Genomic DNA, 18,804 nt, shown 5'->3' with positions numbered 1-18,804 from the left:
CGGCTGAACAGTCCTTCTCGGGAACAGGGGCCGCAGTTTGGCCTGTCCCTGTTGAGAGTCGCTCTCTCGCGGAGATATAGCGAAGGTCGACATCAGGGCTTGAGAGCCGAGTTTCGAAGAATACGACTGAGAACTAAGACGACTGAAAAGTGAGGGAACCTGCTTGAACACGGTACGCAAACCGATGCTGCTCGTCCTTTTGTGCTGCAGCGCTGCGGGGTGTGGGAACGAGCGAAGTGGCCCTCGCCCCGAAACTCCGACACTGTCCCACGACGAAGTCCCCTCGGAGAAAGAGGAGGCTGTTAAAGCGGTAGAAGCGCCGGACGCCGTCACTCATGACCAGAACCAGTTGGCGGGGATCCATCGTCTCTTCAAAATTTCCGATCGGATTTACTCCGGCAGTCAACCCGAGGGTGAGGCCGCTTTCGCCAGCCTGAAGAAACTGGGAATCCAAACCGTTGTCAGCGTCGATGGAGCGCTTCCAGAGACCGAACTGGCTCACGCGCATGGGTTGCGGTACGTCCACATTCCCATCGGCTACGACGGCGTCCCCCGATCCGCCTGTGACTCGCTGACCCGCGTCATGCGGGAACTACAGGGGCCCGTCTACATTCACTGCCACCACGGCCGACACCGCGGTCCTGCGGCTGCGGCGGTCGCCTGGGTCGCTTCCGGTGACGCGACAAATCAGGAGGCCGTTGCGATTCTCGAGCAGGCAGGAACGAGCCGGAACTATTCAGGTCTGTGGCGTGACGTCGAAAATTTTCGACCCGCCCCTGCCGAGGCCACTCTGCCGGAACTCGTGGAGACGGCCGAAGTCTCTTCACTGGTCAGATCCATGGTCGAAATCGATCTGCGGTTTGATCGCATCAAGGCCAGCAGGCAACGAGACTGGAAGAGCCTGCCCAGTCAATCCGCAGGGGAAATCCGGGAGGAAGCCGTGCTGATTCAGGAAGCGTTTACCGAAACAAAGCGGCAGCTCAGCCACGAATTCGATGCGTCCTTCGCGGCGTTGCTTGATAAATCCGCCACTGCAGCGGGCGATCTGGTCGCTGCGCTGCAATCAGAAGAATTGGACAAGGCGGACGAGGCCTTTCAGCGGATCGAAAAAGCCTGCACGCAGTGTCACCGCCAGTATCGCGACCACTGAAATTTCAGCTCAGGGCGACAACGAGTGATGACCGATCACGCAAACATGGACCGCTGCGGACAGAGAGCCCCTGAGGGGAAACCGGAAGGGATCCCCTCAGGCTGCTGTTATTGTTCACATTTACGATCTCAGGAAGGTCGATTCCTTTGGGGGCTGGTAGCGGATTTGAAGGTGGGGTGTCTCCAGCCGTTTCTGCCCCGATCCCAGTGATCGCACCCCTGCTTCGACGAGTCCCGTGGTGAGCAGAGTCCGCTCGATCGGAGTCGGCGACTTCCCTGTCATGAATGTCTCTTCCGCTTTCGCCATCAGCGATGCGGAATAAACAACGTTTGGCGTTGGCGGCAGATAGAACAAAGTCGAAAACGGCTGGGGCTCATTCTTCAGACGGGCCGCAAAGGTGAAGTCTCCCACCAGTCCATTCATCAGCAACATGGTCGCCTTCACACCGTCAGCGTATTCGAACCGATAGGCAACGGGATCTTTAACCCACGCGCGGATCTGCTCGGCTGTGGGATACCGATGGCTGAACGTTTCCGGCTGCGCCAGAGTTTGAGTCCTCGTCAGGCAGGCATCGAACAGTTTGGGATCCCAGCCCCCATTCCCCCAACTCCCGGACTCCATCCCCTTCCAGAACGCATCACCCCGCAGGGCCTGCATCGCCACGACGCCCGTCTCGCCCCCACGCCGTCGTTCAGCCATACACTGAATCACTTCCAGAGCGTGAAAGTCGTAGCTGTCGATCCCCCCCATGGCGAGACACATCAGCTCTTCGACGTCTGAATCAAGCGGAAGATCGACGTCCGGCATCCGCCAGGTGACCGGTAACGACGAGCCGGCGCAAAAGGGAACTTTCAGCTCCCGAGCGATCTCGACCATCTCCCTGGCCCATTCCCAGTTCCACGAAAGATGTTTGTCGTTGAAAACGGGACGGACTTCCCCTTCGGCACGAAACACGTCTGTCGTCTGCTTGAAAAATTCGTAGCGGGGATATTTCGTCTGTTCGTACTCGGATTTCGGATACTTTCCGTGTTCTCCGATGATCAACACTGCGTCGACGGCCAGTTTGTCGCCGCCGCACCGCAATGTCTCCGCAATCGTCGGGTAAATTTTGAAACCGAATTCGTCCGCCCGACTCCGGCTGAGATCATTGTCAGGCTTCTGATCGACGTAGGCCGAGACGACATCCAGCGCTGGACGGTGCCACTTCCCATTGATCGGATATCCGTGCAGAAATCGTTCGGCCATGTGCCACGCATGCGAATGAAATCGCCACTCCGTCGTGATCACGGCCAATCGCTTTCTTGGTCCGGAAGCGGGCTCTGCGGTGAAACCGAGGGGGCTTCCTCCCATAACTCCCAGGCCGAGAGCTCCGAGAAATGAGCGTCGTGAAAGCATCAAATCTGTCCTTGAATAGAGAACCGGGCCACCGTGCCGGGAATGCAGTCAATTCTTCGAACCGTGGAAGTCGTCAACGGTCTGTTCTTTAGAAAAGAACGTCACCTACATCCGAAGGGGAACCTCCCTGAAGTTCCGTCAGACGCGATGAGCATTCGATTCTCGCTCCGTGTCGCAGTCTGACGAGCGGGCATCACAGATATAACAATACGTTGATGGTTGCAACATCCCCGGCCACCCAAACTCGCCTCCTTCGGCTTTTCACTTCAGCACCAGAATCCCCCGTCGCCCGGGCATAGTGCTTGCTTACAGAGATTTCTGTCGCCAAAACCACTTTCCGGAGAAATCGTGCACACTTTCCGTGCTATTTTGCGTACAATCTACGCAACAAATGCAGCAAGGAGAAAGCCTGGAATGAAGGCAACTGCGCGACTGAAATTTAAAGAGAGAAAAAGTTAGGTCATGGCTCACTATCCCAGCAGAATGTTCGGCAGATGGGCATCACATTCCTTGAGGGTTGGTAAAGCATGAGCATTGGTGGCAGTGGTAAAAACGGATCGGTAAGCTTGGACGGTATGATCGGCACCGGTCCTGCCATGACTGACGTCTATCGACTGACACGGCAGGTCGCGAGTACTTCGGCAACGGTTCTTCTCATGGGCCAGACAGGGACCGGAAAGGAATTGATTGCCCGGGCGCTGCATGAGCTAAGTCCCCGAGCTTCGGGACCTTTCATTCGGGTCAACTGCGGGGCACTCAGTGAAAGTCTGCTTGAAAGTGAGCTTTTCGGACACGTGAAAGGGGCGTTCACCAGCGCCCACGAGAATCGGACCGGCCGGTTTGAAGCGGCTCACGGGGGGACGATTTTTCTCGATGAAATCAACTCCATGAGCTACACGCTGCAAGTCAAACTGCTCCGTGTCCTGCAGGAGCAGGAGTTTGAACGGGTCGGCGACACGAAGACCATCCGGGTGGATTGCCGCATCGTCGCCGCCACCAACCGGGATCTGCTCGACGAAATCGACGCAGATCGTTTTCGGGAAGACCTTTACTACCGATTAAACGTCGTCCCGATCTACCTTCCCCCCCTGCGCGACCGCCCGGAGGACATCGAGCCACTGACAACATTCTTCGCGAAGAAGTATGCCATCGCCAATGGACGGCCGATTCCCAAAGTCCCGTCGGATGTGATCTCGATGCTTCAGTCCTATTCGTGGCCGGGAAATGTCCGCGAACTTCAGAATTACATCGAACGGGCAATTGTGCTGTGCACGACCGAAACGCTGACCATGGACCTGTTTCCACCCCACGTGCGCGGGCTCGCGCCCGTCCGCATCAGTCGTTCCAAGTCAGGCGGCATCCAGAAGATGTGTAGCGAACTCGTGACTCTGGGCCTGATGGAAGCGGGAGAAGAGGCCCAGGATATCCATGACCGGATCGTCTCCCTGGTCGAGAAAGAAGTCCTGCTGCAGGTTCTCCGCACGTGCCAGGGAACTCAGACGAAAGCGGCCGTCAAACTGGGGATTAACCGTAATACGCTCCACAAGAAGATCGAAGACTACAACCTGCAGGGAGAGGCCCGGTAGCCGAGGAGCCTCGTTCCTCTACATGATTCTGTGGCCTGAAGCTCGCCGGTGTCGGACATTTCCCAAGACGATGCATCGTCCCGATGAAATCTTCGGGTCGAATGCCGATCTGTCGAAACTCTCTGCGACGCAGTGACTTGTCATCCCTGGTGCCTTATCTTGGGTGCGGAACAGCGTGCTGCCGGACCGAGGAGTGTCACGCGGTGGCGTGCGAACGCTTATTGCTGACGTAATCTCAAGGAGGTCTTAGCCGACTTCTCCAGTCCCACCACGCCGCAACTCCTTCACCCACGCTGTTTTATACGCTCAGCCCTTACTGCACCCCCGGCACCTCCCCCACCTGTATCGGTTTCTTAAAACCCCTCCACCGTCCATCTATCCATGCTGATGTATCTGCCCTGTCAGCCCGGAATCGTCTACACTGGGACGGAGACGGATCAACGGGGTTTGTTACAATTCCTCTCCCTGAGACGCTGGAGCTGGTCGCTGCGAGATCTGGGTGGGGAATCCTTTACGGAGTTGCTGATGAGACTGTTCGTCAGAATGTTCCTGATGTGGGTGACGTGTCTTGTCTCCCCTTGTATCACGAGCGGGATGGCCAATGAGACACCCTCATTCTCGGAAGAGTCATTGGACTTCTTCGAGAAGGAAGTGCGCCCTCTGCTGGTCAAGCGGTGCTACGAATGTCATTCCTCGGACCAGACCTCTCCCCGAGGAGGCCTGACGCTGGACTCTCGAACCGGAGTGTTGACGGGAGGAGACACCGGTCCCGCCGTCGTCCTCGAGAAGCCGGCGGAAAGCCTGTTTCTTTCCTCCATCAATTACGGGGATCTCTACCAGATGCCCCCGAAATCAAAACTCCCCGCCGAAGAAATCGAGATTCTCACAAAATGGGTGGAACTGGGACTCCCCTGGCCCCCGGAATCGGCTTCCGGAACGGGCGTCGCAAAACCCTTCGACGTTGCCGAGCGAAAGGCAGCTCACTGGTGCTGGCAACCTGTCACGGCTCCACCATTGCCCGACACCGGCGCATCAAACTGGCCCCTGACGGATACCGACAGGTTCATCCTTGCCAAGCTTCAGTCGCGCGGGTTGAGCCCTGCTCCCTCTGCCGAAAAACGAGCGTTGCTGCGCCGGATCTACTTCGACCTGATCGGACTTCCCCCCTCGCCAGAAGAGGTCGAACAGTTTGTTCAGGACAGTCGTCCAAACGCACTCGAACTTGTCGTTGATCGCCTGCTGGATTCCGCCCACTTTGGCGAGCGCTGGGGACGGCACTGGCTCGATCTTGCCCGGTTTGCGGAAACGCGCGGCCATGAGTTTGAGCCGATCATCCCGAATGCCTGGCAGTACCGCGACTACGTCATTCGAGCATTCAATGCCGACGTCCCCTATGATCGCTTTCTCACGGAACAAATCGCTGGGGACTTAATCTCTCCCCGCTGGCGGGCGACCAGTCCCTCTCCCTCCGGAAGCGAACTCCCGATCAACGAATCTGTCCTGGGGACCGGGTTCTGGTTTCTGGGGGAAGAGGTCCATTCGCCCGTCGATATCCGTAAGGATGAGACGGATCGGATCGATAACCGACTGGACGTCCTCACGAAGACGTTCCTGGGCCTGACCGTTGCGTGTGCCCGCTGCCACGATCACAAATTCGATGCAATTTCTCAAAAGGACTATTACGCACTCGCCGGCTTCGCCCTGAGCGGAAGCTATCGACAAATGCGAGTCGATACTGAGGAACAGCATCAACGGATCGCTCAAACTCTGGATGAACGCCGATCCCGCTCGCGTCAGCAGGTCGCACAGGATCTGGTGACACTGACTCGACCGGCCCTCGATCAACTCGACCGCTCTCTGCTGGCTGCAGTTCGCACAATTGACGCCGGTTTCTCCAGCAAACTGGCCCCGGGAGCAGACCCCGGCAGCTTACCCGACTTTGATCTGGTCAAGCGAACGGCCTCTGAGACGCAACTTGACCCCCGGATGTTGGCAGGCTGGTGCGCCGAACTGATCGTGGCGCGGGATGACGTGCGCCATCCCTTGCATGGACTCACCACTGCCAACCCGTTGGCAGCCACCAGCGGCGGCGGCGATGCGCCCGTCTCGTCAACCCCTGCCGGTACGACCGCCAGTCCTCTCCCGAATCATGAGCTGATCGTCGACTTCGGCGACCCTGCAATCAAAACCGCCCCTCAGGACGGTGTCTCGTTCGGGCTGAAACCACAACCGCGTGGTCGGTTGGTGCTCTCCCCCACAACTCAATCTCATCCTTTCCACATCGATACAGTGGGAGGGTGGAATCGGGATTTGTTCTGGAAAGAGATCCGCCTCTCAAACGGAACCGAAGTCGATAATGGGACTTTGGGAGCATGGCAGCAGTATGGACGCATGGTGCGAACGCCCGAATTTTCGCTGCAGAAGCGAAATCTCTGGTACCTCGTCCGGGGTTCCGTTCGGGCCTACGCAGCCGTCAACTCGCATCTGATTGTCGTCGGCCCGCTCCACGGTGGCCTCTTGCGGGAATATAAACACGCCGACAACGAGTGGCACTGGGTTTCCCATGATCTGTCGCTCTACCCCGGCCATCGCATGCATATTGAGTTCTCACCCGCCGATGACGGCCCGCTCACAATCGCGATGGTGGTGGCAAGCGATGACGCTCCCAAGTTGCCGGAACCTCCCTTTTTTCATCGCGGGGTCCTGACAACAGCCGGTCAGCCTGTGGCTGAACGAGTTGCCGCCTACGCGGAAGAGTTTCGAGTGGCGGCAAGACTGCTCGCCAAAGAAGCCAGTGGGCCTGAATCCGATTCGGCTTCGATCGACAAAGACGTTGACGCTAGCCGTTACGCCCCGCTCGCGAACTGGCTGGTCACACACCTCAGCCTCTTCGCCCCTCAAGATTCGTTGTCGCTGGTTCACGTAAGTGATGACTCTACCGCCGAAGCAGAGCTGGCGAAGAACGTTCGCTGGGAATCCGGCCTGGCGCCCGCAATGCTGGAAGGAAACGGGGTGGACGAATACCTGCTGGTTCGGGGAAATTCCAGCAACCCGAAAGATCTGGTCCCGCGCCGTTTTCTTGAAGCGTTACAACCAGACGATCTGCCTGCGTCTCAGTCGACATCCCTCTCGGGAAGCGGTCGACTGGAACTGGCTCGAGAGATTCTCGACAGCCCGCTCGCCGCGCGGGTCGCTGTGAATCGTATCTGGCACCACCTGTTCGGCAGAGGACTTGTTCCTTCGGTCGATAATTTCGGAGTGCTGGGACTTCCCCCGACGCACCCTGAACTGCTTGACTATCTCGCCGATCAATTCGTCCGAAACGGCTGGTCGACTAAGGGAATGATCCGTTCCCTGATCCTCAGTCGGACGTATCAGATGTCAAGCCGCCCGACGGATGCGGATGCGCTCGACCCCAATAATGAATTGTGGCACCGGATGGCCATTCGCCGCCTTCAGGGGGAGGTCATTCGGGACTCGCTACTGGCCGTGTCCGGTCGGCTCGACCCGACTTTGTACGGACCCAGTGTGCCGATTCATCTGACCGAATTCATGCAGGGTCGGGGTCGTCCCGGAATGAGTGGCCCGCTGGACGGTAACGGCCGCCGCAGCATTTATATCTCGGTTCGCCGGAATTTCCTGTCGCCGATGATGCTCGCATTCGATACGCCATCCCCCTTCTCGACCGTTGGTCGACGAACAGTCTCGAACGTACCTGCACAAGCCTTGATCCTCATGAACGATCCGTTCGTGATTGAACAGGCTCACCTCTGGGCCGGACGACTGCTCGCCGAGGAAAGTGCCACGACGCGGCAACGGCTGGATCGACTTTATCAAATGGCGTTTGCTCGCCTCCCCTCCGAGTCCGAAGCGGCCGAGGCGGCCGCGTTTCTGGAGTCACAGGGTGCGGCTCAACCAGAAAACCAACGGCAGGCGTGGAGCCATCTGTGCCATGTGATGTTCAACGTCAAAGAATTTGTCTACATCGATTGAGAGGCACCATGTTTCCCTGCCAGCGTTATCTCGCACAACCCGTTTCCCGGCGCGAGCTGCTATCGCAATCGGCCCACGGCTTCGGCGCAGTCGCTCTGTCGAGCATGCTTGCCCGAAACCAGACGGCTCACGCAGCGACGGCCACCAGCAACGGACTGGCCGCTCAGTTGACTCACTATCCGGCCAAAGCGCGGAACGTGATCTTTCTGTATATGGACGGCGGTCCGTCACAGGTCGATACGTTCGATCCGAAACCGATGCTCGACAAGTACGATGGACGATCCCCTCATGAGGTGATTGGCAAGGTCGAACCAACCCAGTTCGCCAACGTCGGCAAGATCCTGAAGTCGGCGTGGAAATTCCGGCAGTACGGCCAGTCGGGAATCCCGATCAGCGACTTGTTTCCGCATATTGCGACGTGCGCCGATGATCTGGCGGTCGTTCGATCGATGGTCGCCCCCTTTTCAGAACACACGTTCGCAAACTACTTCCTGCACACGGGACATGGTCAGCAGGGCCGCCCCAGCCACGGCGCATGGATCAGCTACGGACTCGGTTCCGAGTGCGACGATCTTCCTGCCTTCGTAATCCTCAATGGAGGGCTGATTCCCCCTGGGGGGATGGATTGCTTCGGAAGCGGATTCCTTCCCGCAGCCTACCAGGGCTCCGTCTTCACATCAGGTGAGGCACCCGTCGCGAATATCAGACCGAGCGAGAAAACGCGCGGGCTGCAAGCGGACAAACTCGCCCTGATGAAACGACTGGACGAAGGGCGACTTCAGCAGCTCGGCCGTGTTGACGCCTTGGAATCGGCAATCGCCAATTACGAACTTGCCGCCCGCATGCAGACGGCGGTGCCCGAACTGATGGACCTGCACGAAGAATCTGCTTCGACACACGAAGCCTACGGTCTGAATGACGAGTTTCCCAACACGCGAACCTACGGTCGACTCTGTCTGGTCGCGCGACGCCTCGTCGAACGGGGCGTCCGCTTCATCGAGTTAACCTGCCCCGCAGGCAACGGTGACCGATGGGACCAGCATTCCAGCTTGATCGATGGACACACGAAGAACGCACGTTCGGTCGATAAGCCGATCGCGGCGCTAATTCAGGATCTGAAACAACGGGGTCTGCTCGACGAGACACTCATTGTCTGGTGCGGTGAGTTCGGACGCACCCCCTTCGCACAGGGAAGCGACGGACGTGACCATAACCCCTACGGCTTCTCGATCTGGCTGGCGGGAGGAGGAATCCAGGGAGGAGTCATCCATGGCGCGACCGATGATTTCGGCTATCGCGCGGTCGAAAACAAGGTCGAGATCCACGACCTGCACGCCACGATGCTGCACCTGCTGGGTGTCGATCACACGCGGCAAACATTCCGTTTCGGTGGACGAGACATGAGGCTTACCGACGTTCACGGCCACATCGTGAAAGAGATCCTGAGCTGAGATACCCCACCCCGGACCGTCTGTGATGACGAATCGGGGCGAGGAAAAGGAGCTTTTGCCCTCTCCGTGATCAGGCAGCTCTCCGGCAGGGACCGTCCCCGCCGAATCGGCCCGCCGCCCCCGTGATCAACCCGTCTCGACCGGTAGCTTGGGCAGGGAGGCCGCTGCCACACCGAGGGGATCCTCCTCGGTCATCCCGTTGCGGACATCTTCCAGAACGGCTTGAATGTCGCCGCAATATTTCTGAAGTGGCAGATCATTCATGTCGAGGCCGAAGGGATCTTCGATCTCCACACCGATTTCTTCGATTCCAAACAGGATGTAGGAAATCAGCATTGTTGCCGGAACCGTCGCCCAGCCGAAATCCTTGATCAAGGCCAGGGGAAGTGTAAAGCAATAGACGATCAGTACTCGCCGCAGGTGAACGGTGTAGGCGAAGGGAAGCGGAGTGGAACGAATGCGTTCGCAGGCGCCGCAGTAGTCAATCAGCAAGCCGATGTTGTAGTCCATGGATTTCATCTGAAACCCATCGATCACTCCCCGGCGTCGAGCTGACATCAGGCGTCTGGTGATCAGGCGAGTAATCGCCAGCGGCAGATGTTTCGAGGATTCCACCTGTTTCACATCTGTCGAATCAACTCCCTCCAGCTCAATCCCCAGTCCCGGCTCAGCCCGCAGCCGCTGCATGATGGAATACGGAAGTGCGAACGTCCAGGTGATGACTTCACGAGCAAGCCGGGGATCGGCAGTTAGCCACTCGCTCGACTGACGTGCGAGATTTCGGCTCTCATTGACGATGCCACCCCAGTTTTTTCTCCCTTCCCAGAACCGGTCGTATGACGAATTCGTGCGGAAGACCAGCACCAGCCCCAGCGCGGTTCCCGTCAAGGTGTGCGCGGTGATGGGGATGACAAACGGGAGAAACGTATCGGGCATCAGTTCATAAAGAACGGTGATGGTCGTGGCCCAGACAACGCTGGCCAGCACGCGAGAAATAATCTCCAGGACCATGGACCCTTCAATGTCACACAGGTGACTGGTCCAGTTGTCGGGATCGTAGGGTTTCTGTGCAGTACGAAAATACGAGAAGAGTCGCTTCATTTAGCGTCGGCCACCTTTTCAATGCGATAGAGATGCGTTTTGGATCTCAGGATCAGGGACGATTTGACGACGGCTGGTGAGGCCAGAAAGCCATCGTCCAAGTGGTTGTTTGCGACCAGTTCAAACTCTCGGGCCGCCTTGAAAACAGGAATTGTCCCTTCTTGGGAGAAGCAGTAGATCAGGCCCTCTGCGTAAAGAGGGGACGACCAGTACTCGCCCCCCATTCGCTTAGTCCAGATTTCCCGGCCCGTTTTCGCATCAAGACAGGAAGCAACACCCGTGTCATTCATCATGAAGATCAGGTCATCCACCACGATCTGTGATGGGCGTTTCGGGATCGATTTACTCGATCTCCAGAGGATGTTTTCCGTGATGTCCCCGGTTCCTTTCGGGGAAAGAGCGATCAACGGATTGGGTCCATCTGCCGAATTGATGTAAAGAACCCCTTTCGTAAAGATGGGCCGTCCGGCCGCGTTGACCCCACCGTGCATCACCGTCCAGACCGGTTCCCCCGTCAGGGGGTCGTAAGCGATCGTCGCCGCAGCGAACGAGCTGACGAGCAACTGACGCCCATCGACCTCGATCAGTACGGGGGTGGAAAAAGCCTTCTTCCCGTCACCGTCGGTCGTACCGAAATTGACATCGCGGTCGCGCCGCCACACGGTTTCGCCCGTGAATTTGTTCAAAGCCGTGATGTACTGAAAGTCATAACCGTCGAGGCTCAGATACAGCAGATCGCCATAAACGATGGCCGAAGATCCGGGGCCACGAAAATGATTGCACTCCAGGTCATTCCGCTTCCAGAGGATCTTTCCGGAACGGGTATCCACGCAGGCTGTCCCGAACGATCCGAAATGCACGTAAACTCGCCCCTCCTCGACGTAGGGAGTCGGCGAGCCGTAAGTGTTGGTGGGATGCACGTATTGAGGTTTGTCGACTTCGAACAGTTTGACGTCGTGAGTGATCTTTCCCGTCTCGTAATCGACGCAGACAGCCGAAAGTACCAGCGGCGCGTCCAGTTTCGGCATTTCAGGAGTCAGATTCTGGACTTCGGGCGAGTTAGACACCCAGATCTGGTTCCCCCAGGCGACCGGAGAAGACCAGGCGCGACCGTCGATCGGCGTCTTCCAGAGAATCGACGGTGATCCCTCTTCAAAGGTGACAGGCAACCCTTTGGCACGGGACGTTCCGTCCGCGTCAGGACCACGGAACTGGTTCCAGTTCCGATCCTCGGCGTCCCCGACGACACAAGCCAGCAGGGCGAAAGTCAAAACGATCACGCGCATAGAGGAATCTCTCGTTATCGACGGACTTACAGCAGGTTTAACGCCGGCCTGAACCTTGCATAACTTATCGCCGATCAGGGGCTCAGAGAAGCCCACGAGTCCGGTACCGTAAGGGGCTTCCATCCCCTGAGCTCAAAGCGCCCGTCCACAGGCACGGGCGATCACGGGCGGTATCGCCCCCAATCACCGCGCCCGGGAAAGCTCAAGAGGAAAGAAATCACCTGATGATTTGTAGCGAGGAAAGCGCAGATCACAGCTTTGGCTGCTCATGAATTTTTTGTGCGGTACTGAAACTCGAAATCCGATGCGGTAAACTGAAGTTCTGGGTTTCGCGATCTGTTTCGGCATGTGTCGAGCGGATGATTGGCGATCCTGTTGCTGTACCTGACAAACTGGCTCGCCCATCGGTTTGATATGCGCCCCAACGAAAACACCTCCCATGCGCCGCGCGGCACGACAGTCACCCCTTCGGCGGTGATCGATGTCGGTACGACCTCCATCCGCATGGCCATCGCGGAAATAGACGATGAGGGGGGCGTGCGCCATCTCTCCGCCCTGTCGCAGGCGGTCAGCCTCGGGAAAGACACCTTCACCCGGGGATTCCTTGAAAAAGGGACGATCGAAGAATGCGTCCGGGTCTTGAAAAGCTATCGCCGCGTCCTGGCCGAATACGGGATCGTGGCCACAGACAAGGTTCGAGTTGTCGCAACGAGCGCCGTTCGCGAGGCCAGCAATAAACTGGCGTTTCTCGACCGCGTCTACACGGCGACCGGCTTTCAGGTCGTTCCGATCGATGAGGCCGAAGTCAACCGGATCACCTATCTGGGGATTCAGCCCCTGCTCAGGCTCGACCCCGAGCTCGCCAACGCCAAGACGGTCGTTACGGAAGTGGGGGGTGGCAGTACCGAGTTGCTCCAGGTGAAAAACGCGGACGTCCTCTTCGCGCACACGTATCGACTGGGATCGCTGCGGATCCGTCAGACACTGGAAGCCTATCACGCGTCTCAGGGGACCACCCGTCGCTTGATGGCAACGCAGATCCAGAGAATTCTCGACCAGATTCTGCAGCAGGTCTCTGCCGAATCGACACAAGAGATGGTTGCGCTCGGGGGCGACATGCGGTTCGCAGCCCGTCAACTGGTACCGGACTGGGTCCCTGACAAGTTGACTCGAATCCCGGTGGACGCCCTGGCGGAGCTCACCAATTCGGTCCTGCTGCTGAATGAAGATAAGCTCGTTCACAAGTATCACATCACCTTTCCCGAAGCGGGAACCCTGGGCCCTGCCCTGCTGGCCTACACCATGATGGCCCAGGCCTTTGGACTGAAGCAGGTGATCGTTGCCAGTATCAATCTTCGCGATGGACTGCTGAACGAAATGGCAACTCGCGGGGGCTGGAATGAAGATTTCAGCAACCAGGTGATCCGCTCAGCTCTGGACCTTGGACGCAAGTTCGAATTCGACGAGCTGCACGCACGACAGGTGGCCAAGCTGTGCGGCATTCTGTTTCAGGGTCTACGTGATGAGCACCAGCTTGATCCCCGCTACGAACTGCTGCTGCGGGTCGCGGCGCTGCTGCATGAAGTCGGGCTGTATGTGAATACGGGATCGTACCACAAGCATTCGATGTACCTGATCCAGCACAGCGAGCTCTTCGGACTGAGTCGATCCGATGTCCAGCTTGTCGCCCTGACAGCACGCTATCATCGCCGGGCTTCGCCCAAACCAACCCACACTGTCTTCACAACATTGAATCGTGATCAGCGGATCGCCGTCGTCAAGATGGCTGCCATGCTGCGAATTGCCGACGCATTGGAAGCGTCCCACAACCAGCGGCTGCATGAATTGAAATTTTCCCGAGAAGGGGGACGGCTGATTATCGCCATTCCTCAAATCGAAGACCTCAGCCTCGAACAACTGGCATTAAAACAATCAGGATCGCTTTTCGAATCGACCTTCGGGATGCCTGTCCAATTGCGAAAAATGCGTCCTTAGAATTCAGAGAGATCGTAGCGGCATGACTGCTGAGCCACGTTTTTTTAACCGCGAATTGAGCTGGCTGGAATTCAATCAGCGAGTGCTCGACGAAGCCAGCGACAAGAGTATTCCCCTGCTCGAGCGGCTTAAGTTCCTCGCGATCACAGCCTCGAATCTCGACGAATTCACGATGGTTCGAGTCGGCAGCCTCCAGATCCTGCAGGCCGAAGGGGAAATGCGTCCCGACCCGGTCGGCCTCACCACATCGCAGCAGCTAAAGGCGATTGGCGAGCGGATGCAGGCTTTTCTGACGGAGCAGTATCGGTGTTTTCTCGAAGACATCGAACCGGCCCTCGCCGCCGCCGGAATGAATCGTCTTCGCGCGGCTCAACTGAACGATCGCCAGTTACAGCACCTGCAGACCTATTTCGATCAGGAAGTCTTCCCGATCCTGACACCGCTGGCAATCGTCGCCTCTTCTGAATTGTCGGAAGCAGCACGAATCGAGCTGCACATCGCCAAACGGAAGGGGAAGAAGAAGAAAGCTGGCGAGGCGAAATCGACCGATGCCGCCGCAGAGACCACGGGATCCGGTACCGAACCCCCGTCGCTCGAATTCCCCCCCTTGATCAACCAGACGATCAGCCTGTGCGTTCGACTGGCTCCGGTAGCAGGTTCGACGGAACCCCGCTTTGCCATCCTGCCGTTCGGGCGCAACCGACAACGGTTCGTGACGGTCCCCTCGGAAAGCGGCTTCAATTACATCCTGCTGGAAGACGTCATCAGTCTCTTCCTGCCCAAATTCTTCCCGGGCGAGACGATTGAGGAAAGCGTTGCATTTCGGATTACGCGAAACGCAGATCTCGAACTGCAGGAAGATCAGGCATTCGACCTGCTTTCCAAAATGCAGGAAATCGTCAATGCACGCCGACAAAGTGCCTGCGTTCGACTGGAACTGGCGGATCACGCCAGCCCACTCGTTCGTGGTTTCCTGCAAACGGCCGTTGATGTCCCCGATCGATGGGTCTTTGCGGCACCCGGCCCTCTGGATCTGGCCGCCTTCTTCCGCCTGACCGATTCACAAGGCTTTGACAACTTGCGGTATGAGCCCTGGCCGTCCCAGCCGTCGCTCAAGATTTCGCCTTCAGAAAGCCTGTTCACGGCCATCTCGCGCCAGGACATCCTGCTTTATCACCCGTACGAAAGTTTTGATTCGGTCGTCCGACTGGTCGAGGAAGCCGCCGATGATCCGGACGTTCTGGCCATTAAACAGACGCTCTACCGGACAAGCGCCAAAAGTCCGATCGTCGCCGCACTGAAGCGGGCCGCTCAGAAAGGGAAGTACGTCACCGCCGTCGTCGAACTGAAAGCACGGTTCGACGAACAGCGTAATATCGAGTGGGCGCGGGATCTCGAACGAGCCGACGTGCAGGTTGTCTATGGCGTCAAAGGCCTGAAAACGCACGCCAAGATCTGCCTGATTGTCCGACGCGAACCGCAGGGAATCCAGCGCTACGTCCACTTTGGTACGGGCAACTACAACGAAATCACCTCAAGAATCTATAGCGATGTCAGCCTGATGAGCTGTCACGAAGATCTGGGGGCCGATGCAACCGCCTTCTTCAACGCCATCACCGGTTATTCGCAGCCGCAGCGTTTCCGACAGATCGAAATGGCTCCGATCGGTCTGCGAGAACGACTGCTCGAAATGATCGAAGCGGAAATCGACCGCAAGCGGCACAAGCAAAAAGCTCTCATCATCGCCAAGATGAATGCGCTCGTCGACGAGACGATGATCGAAGCACTGTATGCCGCGTCGCAGGCGGGTGTCCGGATTCGACTGAATATCCGTGGCGTCTGTTGTCTGCGTCCAGGGGTTCCCGGGCTGTCAGAAAACATCACGGTCACGGGTGTCATTGATCGCTTCCTGGAACACGCGCGAATCCTCTACTTCTATCACGGCGGCGACGAACGGTTATTCATTTCCAGCGCCGACTGGATGCCTCGAAATCTCGATCGTCGCGTCGAGTTGCTGGTTCCCGTAGAGGATAACGCCTGTCGCCGCAACCTGATCACGATCTTGAAAACGACGCTGGCCGACAACGTCAAGGCGCGTCGATTATTACCTAGTGGTCGCTACGAACCGGTCCGGGCAACCGATTCGAGTGAACCGATTCGAAGTCAGGAAGTGTTGTATCGACGGACGGGTGAAGCGATCGAAGATGCTTCACGGGCAGCACTGGCCACGTTCGAACCACTGCGGGGGGCGGGTCACAACGACTAGGCCGGTTTGCTTGCCTGCAGATCATTGATCAGAACTCGTCGAATTCGGAATCGCTTTTCCATGCGGGTCGACAGAAGGCTGGTCGAGTTCTGTGGCGAGATCTGTCTGTAGCTGGGGACACAGAAAGTGCTCGACCTGTTCGGCCGTGGCATGAAAATGGTCGCCAGGCAGCTCGAAATGACGCGCCATGTACGCTTCCCACAGCCGGTGCGAGCGGACAAGGCTTTGGGCCAGATCCCGCCCCTTATCCGTCAAATGATTGACAGAGGCATCTGCGGTAATGAAGCCCTTTCGCTGCAGATTTCTGCGGGCAAACCATTCGATCCAGGTTCCATGCGCCACCGTGACAAGTGGGATGGGATCCTGTGTCACCGCGTGACCGCCGTTCATCTCCCGTGGTGGAATTCCGGCAATTGCGACGGTCGGGTCAGAAATGGGGGACGGAGAGATTTCACCGTGCGTTCGTTCATCACGCCGAAACAGCGTTCCCAGAATATCTTCACTGGCAATCCGCAGTTGAAGCCGCACTCGGTCGACAAAACGACGGATGACGCCGTGGCGTGGGCTCGCCAGAATTGCCAGGACGAACAGACCTCCCGCTGCAACAGCCATCATTCCCGAGGTGCTGGCGTCATACACATCAGGGTACCCTAACCGGGAAAAGACAATTGAAGGCAACGTTAATGCCCCAACATGTCCCAGGACCGCTGAAAGCGCTGCAATGACCAGACTGAGCACGAGCATCGTGCTCAGTCGATCGGTCAACAGGCGCGCCGTGGCTGAGGGAACAATCAGCATGGCGATCACCAGGATCGCTCCGACACTTTCGAAAGCCGCCACAAGGGTCGCGGCCGTCATCGACATCAGGACCAGCTGAATCCAGTCGGCTCGAAGTCCCATCGACACGGCAAGTCCGGGATCAAAGGTGCTCAGCCGAAGTTCTTTGAAGAACAGGATCACCAGGCCCCCATTGATGGCGAGCATGATTCCATTCATGACCACCGCCCGGGGGATGGGAATGGTACGCGAGATCGGAATCAGAGCGGACGTTTCCAGACTTCCATACAGGACGCAACCCGGATCGACGTGAGCCGAGTCCGCGAACATGCGGATGAGTAACAGTCCTACAGCGAACATCGTTGTGAAGACGACACCCATTGCCGCGCTGCGATCCAGCCGTCCCCACCGCTGAATCACCTCGGTCGTGATGGCGGAGACGACCCCGGATACCGCTGCCCCGAGAAACAGCACCAGATGTCGAACACTGGAGGTCGCAGACAACCATCCCTGCTCTTCAAACCAGTGCATGGCCAGATAGGCGAGGACGATCCCCGGCAAAATGGAGTGACTGAGAGCATCCCCCAACAGGCTTTGCCGACGCAGCAGCAGCCACGCCCCCGGCAATGCACACGACATCGCAGCCAGAGCCGCAGTGACGACAATCCACGTATCGAGTGAGTACCAGTCCGAAAGCAGGTTGAAAAATTCGTTGATCATGATCCAAATCAAGGATGCTACGACAGAGAAACCGCGGTCCCCTGCCTCGTGACTCTGAGCTCAGGTCCCCTGACCCGCCACCCAATCCGGCCGAAGCGTCCCCGGGAAAGCCTTATTCTTTTACTTTCTTCTGTTTTCCCGCCGACTTGAAGTCGGGAATCAATTCAATTGTCACTTTGGTCCCCACGGGTGGAATTCTCTCCGTATAGGCTTCAAACATCAGATCATCGTTCGTCGCACTACTGTTCACCGACAGATCCAGCGTCGCCGTGGCAAAGTTGGCGACGCAGATCAGATCCCCTGCTTCCGCCTGATAGAACTTCTCACCCGTTTTTTCGTCGGTCACGAAATAGCTTCCGGCGAAGACCCATTTTGCATCCATCTGTCTTACCTGGGTCAGTTTGAAGAACGAACGAATCGCCTTCTGAAACGCCGGGTCTTTCGAAATCTTCAACGCCGCGTCACGTTGTTCTTCAGACATGGTGCCATACCACAGAAGCTCGCCATTTCGCGGATCCCACTTCAGTTCGCTGTCGGCGGGAAGCTTGAAATCTTTGGGGGGTGAATCGAGCTTTTCGACAAAGTAACGTCGCGTGGCGTGGCGAACCCAGGACTGGGCCGGCTCACGATGGACTTTTCCGTCTTCATCATTCCAGGTCAGAAAGACGTCAATCACCGGCCCCGAGGCGGGTTGGTATTCCGGCTCCCAGCGGACAGGCGATCCCGCCTGTGCGCCCAGTGCCAATAGCCCGGCATGAACGTACTGAGCCTGCGTCTCTACGGCGAGGATGGATTCATGCTCTTTACTTCGTTTGAGACAACACAGTAACTCGAGCAACCCCTCGCGAAGTACCACTTCAGACTTGAGCAGCAGTCGTTTCCCTTTTGCATCGAGCAGCACCGTTCCCTGCTTGTTCAACGGCCTAAAGTCAGCCGTTGCCTGATCAACGGCATTGGCTGGGGGATCGGCTGCCAGCAAACTGGCAGGCAGCAGACTGACGGCCAGCAATGCAATCAAAAAGGGATGTGATTGAGACATCTGGGATTCTCCGTGAAGTGACGCAACCTCTCGATGAGGTTCTGA

At 57.6% G+C, this 18,804-nt stretch carries 11 protein-coding genes; 6 read left to right on the top strand and 5 right to left on the bottom strand.

Translation table 11 applies throughout. The features are described 5' to 3' along the window. Positions 1-163: 163 nt before the first annotated feature. Positions 164-1,150, top strand: a complete 987-nt coding sequence (locus ACGY09_RS20415) for a cytochrome c (protein ID WP_397569218.1) — start codon at positions 164-166, stop codon at positions 1,148-1,150. Positions 1,151-1,270: 120 nt separating this feature from the next. Here the strand turns inward: ACGY09_RS20415 and ACGY09_RS20410 are convergent, their stop codons facing one another. Next, positions 1,271-2,545, bottom strand: a complete 1,275-nt coding sequence (locus ACGY09_RS20410; RefSeq protein WP_397569217.1) for a hypothetical protein — start codon at positions 2,543-2,545, stop codon at positions 1,271-1,273. Positions 2,546-3,072: 527 nt separating this feature from the next. Between ACGY09_RS20410 and ACGY09_RS20405 the strand changes: the two genes are divergently transcribed. The 3 genes from ACGY09_RS20405 (at position 3,073) to ACGY09_RS20395 (ending at position 9,575) form a co-directional block, all read left to right on the top strand. After that, positions 3,073-4,131: a sigma-54 interaction domain-containing protein gene (locus tag ACGY09_RS20405; RefSeq protein ID WP_373653131.1), complete on the top strand. Its 1,059-nt coding sequence runs from the start codon at positions 3,073-3,075 to the stop codon at positions 4,129-4,131. Positions 4,132-4,656: 525 nt separating this feature from the next. After that, positions 4,657-8,124, top strand: a complete 3,468-nt coding sequence (locus tag ACGY09_RS20400) for a PSD1 and planctomycete cytochrome C domain-containing protein (protein ID WP_397569216.1) — start codon at positions 4,657-4,659, stop codon at positions 8,122-8,124. 8 nt (positions 8,125-8,132) lie between these two features. Next, the gene (locus ACGY09_RS20395) at positions 8,133-9,575 is read left to right on the top strand and encodes a DUF1501 domain-containing protein (protein WP_397569215.1); all 1,443 of its coding nucleotides are present in this window, start codon (positions 8,133-8,135) and stop codon (positions 9,573-9,575) included. 126 nt (positions 9,576-9,701) lie between these two features. Here the strand turns inward: ACGY09_RS20395 and ACGY09_RS20390 are convergent, their stop codons facing one another. Together ACGY09_RS20390 and ACGY09_RS20385 are read right to left on the bottom strand one after the other, a co-directional pair. After that, complete coding sequence (locus ACGY09_RS20390) at positions 9,702-10,676, bottom strand: bestrophin family protein (protein ID WP_397569214.1); 975 nt, start codon at positions 10,674-10,676, stop codon at positions 9,702-9,704. After that, the gene (locus ACGY09_RS20385) at positions 10,673-11,962 is read right to left on the bottom strand and encodes a PQQ-binding-like beta-propeller repeat protein (protein WP_397569213.1); all 1,290 of its coding nucleotides are present in this window, start codon (positions 11,960-11,962) and stop codon (positions 10,673-10,675) included. Before ACGY09_RS20385 ends, ACGY09_RS20390 begins: the two co-directional genes overlap by 4 nt. A 363-nt stretch (positions 11,963-12,325) precedes the next feature. On the opposite strand from ACGY09_RS20385, the gene ACGY09_RS20380 reads away from it, so the two are divergent. Both ACGY09_RS20380 and ppk1 read left to right on the top strand, forming a co-directional pair. Continuing rightward, entirely contained in the window at positions 12,326-13,957 is a 1,632-nt protein-coding gene (locus ACGY09_RS20380; RefSeq protein WP_373653136.1) for an exopolyphosphatase, read from the top strand. Between the two features lie 22 nt (positions 13,958-13,979). Then, positions 13,980-16,223: a polyphosphate kinase 1 gene (gene ppk1, locus ACGY09_RS20375; protein ID WP_397569212.1), complete on the top strand. Its 2,244-nt coding sequence runs from the start codon at positions 13,980-13,982 to the stop codon at positions 16,221-16,223. 21 nt (positions 16,224-16,244) lie between these two features. Here ppk1 and ACGY09_RS20370 read toward each other — a convergent pair whose 3' ends face one another. Both ACGY09_RS20370 and ACGY09_RS20365 read right to left on the bottom strand, forming a co-directional pair. Beyond that, positions 16,245-17,720 (bottom strand): metal ABC transporter permease, encoded by a 1,476-nt coding sequence (locus tag ACGY09_RS20370; RefSeq protein WP_397569211.1) that lies wholly within the window; start codon positions 17,718-17,720, stop codon positions 16,245-16,247. Between the two features lie 112 nt (positions 17,721-17,832). Next, the gene (locus tag ACGY09_RS20365) at positions 17,833-18,759 is read right to left on the bottom strand and encodes a YdjY domain-containing protein (protein WP_397569210.1); all 927 of its coding nucleotides are present in this window, start codon (positions 18,757-18,759) and stop codon (positions 17,833-17,835) included. Between the last annotated feature and the right edge of the window lie 45 nt (positions 18,760-18,804).

It is taken from the genome of Schlesneria sphaerica, from assembly GCF_044336245.1.
GTDB classification, from domain to species: Bacteria; Planctomycetota; Planctomycetia; order Planctomycetales; family Planctomycetaceae; genus Schlesneria; species Schlesneria sphaerica.
Note: the sequence above shows the minus strand (reverse complement) of the source record. Positions and strands in the feature narration are given on the sequence as shown.

Bases quoted from the DNA above. Each gene is read 5' to 3' on its own strand.
- ACGY09_RS20410 (WP_397569217.1), bottom strand. From the start codon at position 2,545: ATGCTTTCACGACGCTCATTTCTCGGAGCTCTCGGCCTGGGAGTTATG.
- ACGY09_RS20405 (WP_373653131.1), top strand. From the start codon at position 3,073: ATGAGCATTGGTGGCAGTGGTAAAAACGGATCGGTAAGCTTGGACGGT.
- ACGY09_RS20400 (WP_397569216.1), top strand. From the start codon at position 4,657: ATGAGACTGTTCGTCAGAATGTTCCTGATGTGGGTGACGTGTCTTGTC.
- ACGY09_RS20395 (WP_397569215.1), top strand. From the start codon at position 8,133: ATGTTTCCCTGCCAGCGTTATCTCGCACAACCCGTTTCCCGGCGCGAG.
- ACGY09_RS20390 (WP_397569214.1), bottom strand. From the start codon at position 10,676: ATGAAGCGACTCTTCTCGTATTTTCGTACTGCACAGAAACCCTACGAT.
- ACGY09_RS20385 (WP_397569213.1), bottom strand. From the start codon at position 11,962: ATGCGCGTGATCGTTTTGACTTTCGCCCTGCTGGCTTGTGTCGTCGGG.
- ppk1 (WP_397569212.1), top strand. From the start codon at position 13,980: ATGACTGCTGAGCCACGTTTTTTTAACCGCGAATTGAGCTGGCTGGAA.
- ACGY09_RS20370 (WP_397569211.1), bottom strand. From the start codon at position 17,720: ATGATCAACGAATTTTTCAACCTGCTTTCGGACTGGTACTCACTCGAT.
- ACGY09_RS20365 (WP_397569210.1), bottom strand. From the start codon at position 18,759: ATGTCTCAATCACATCCCTTTTTGATTGCATTGCTGGCCGTCAGTCTG.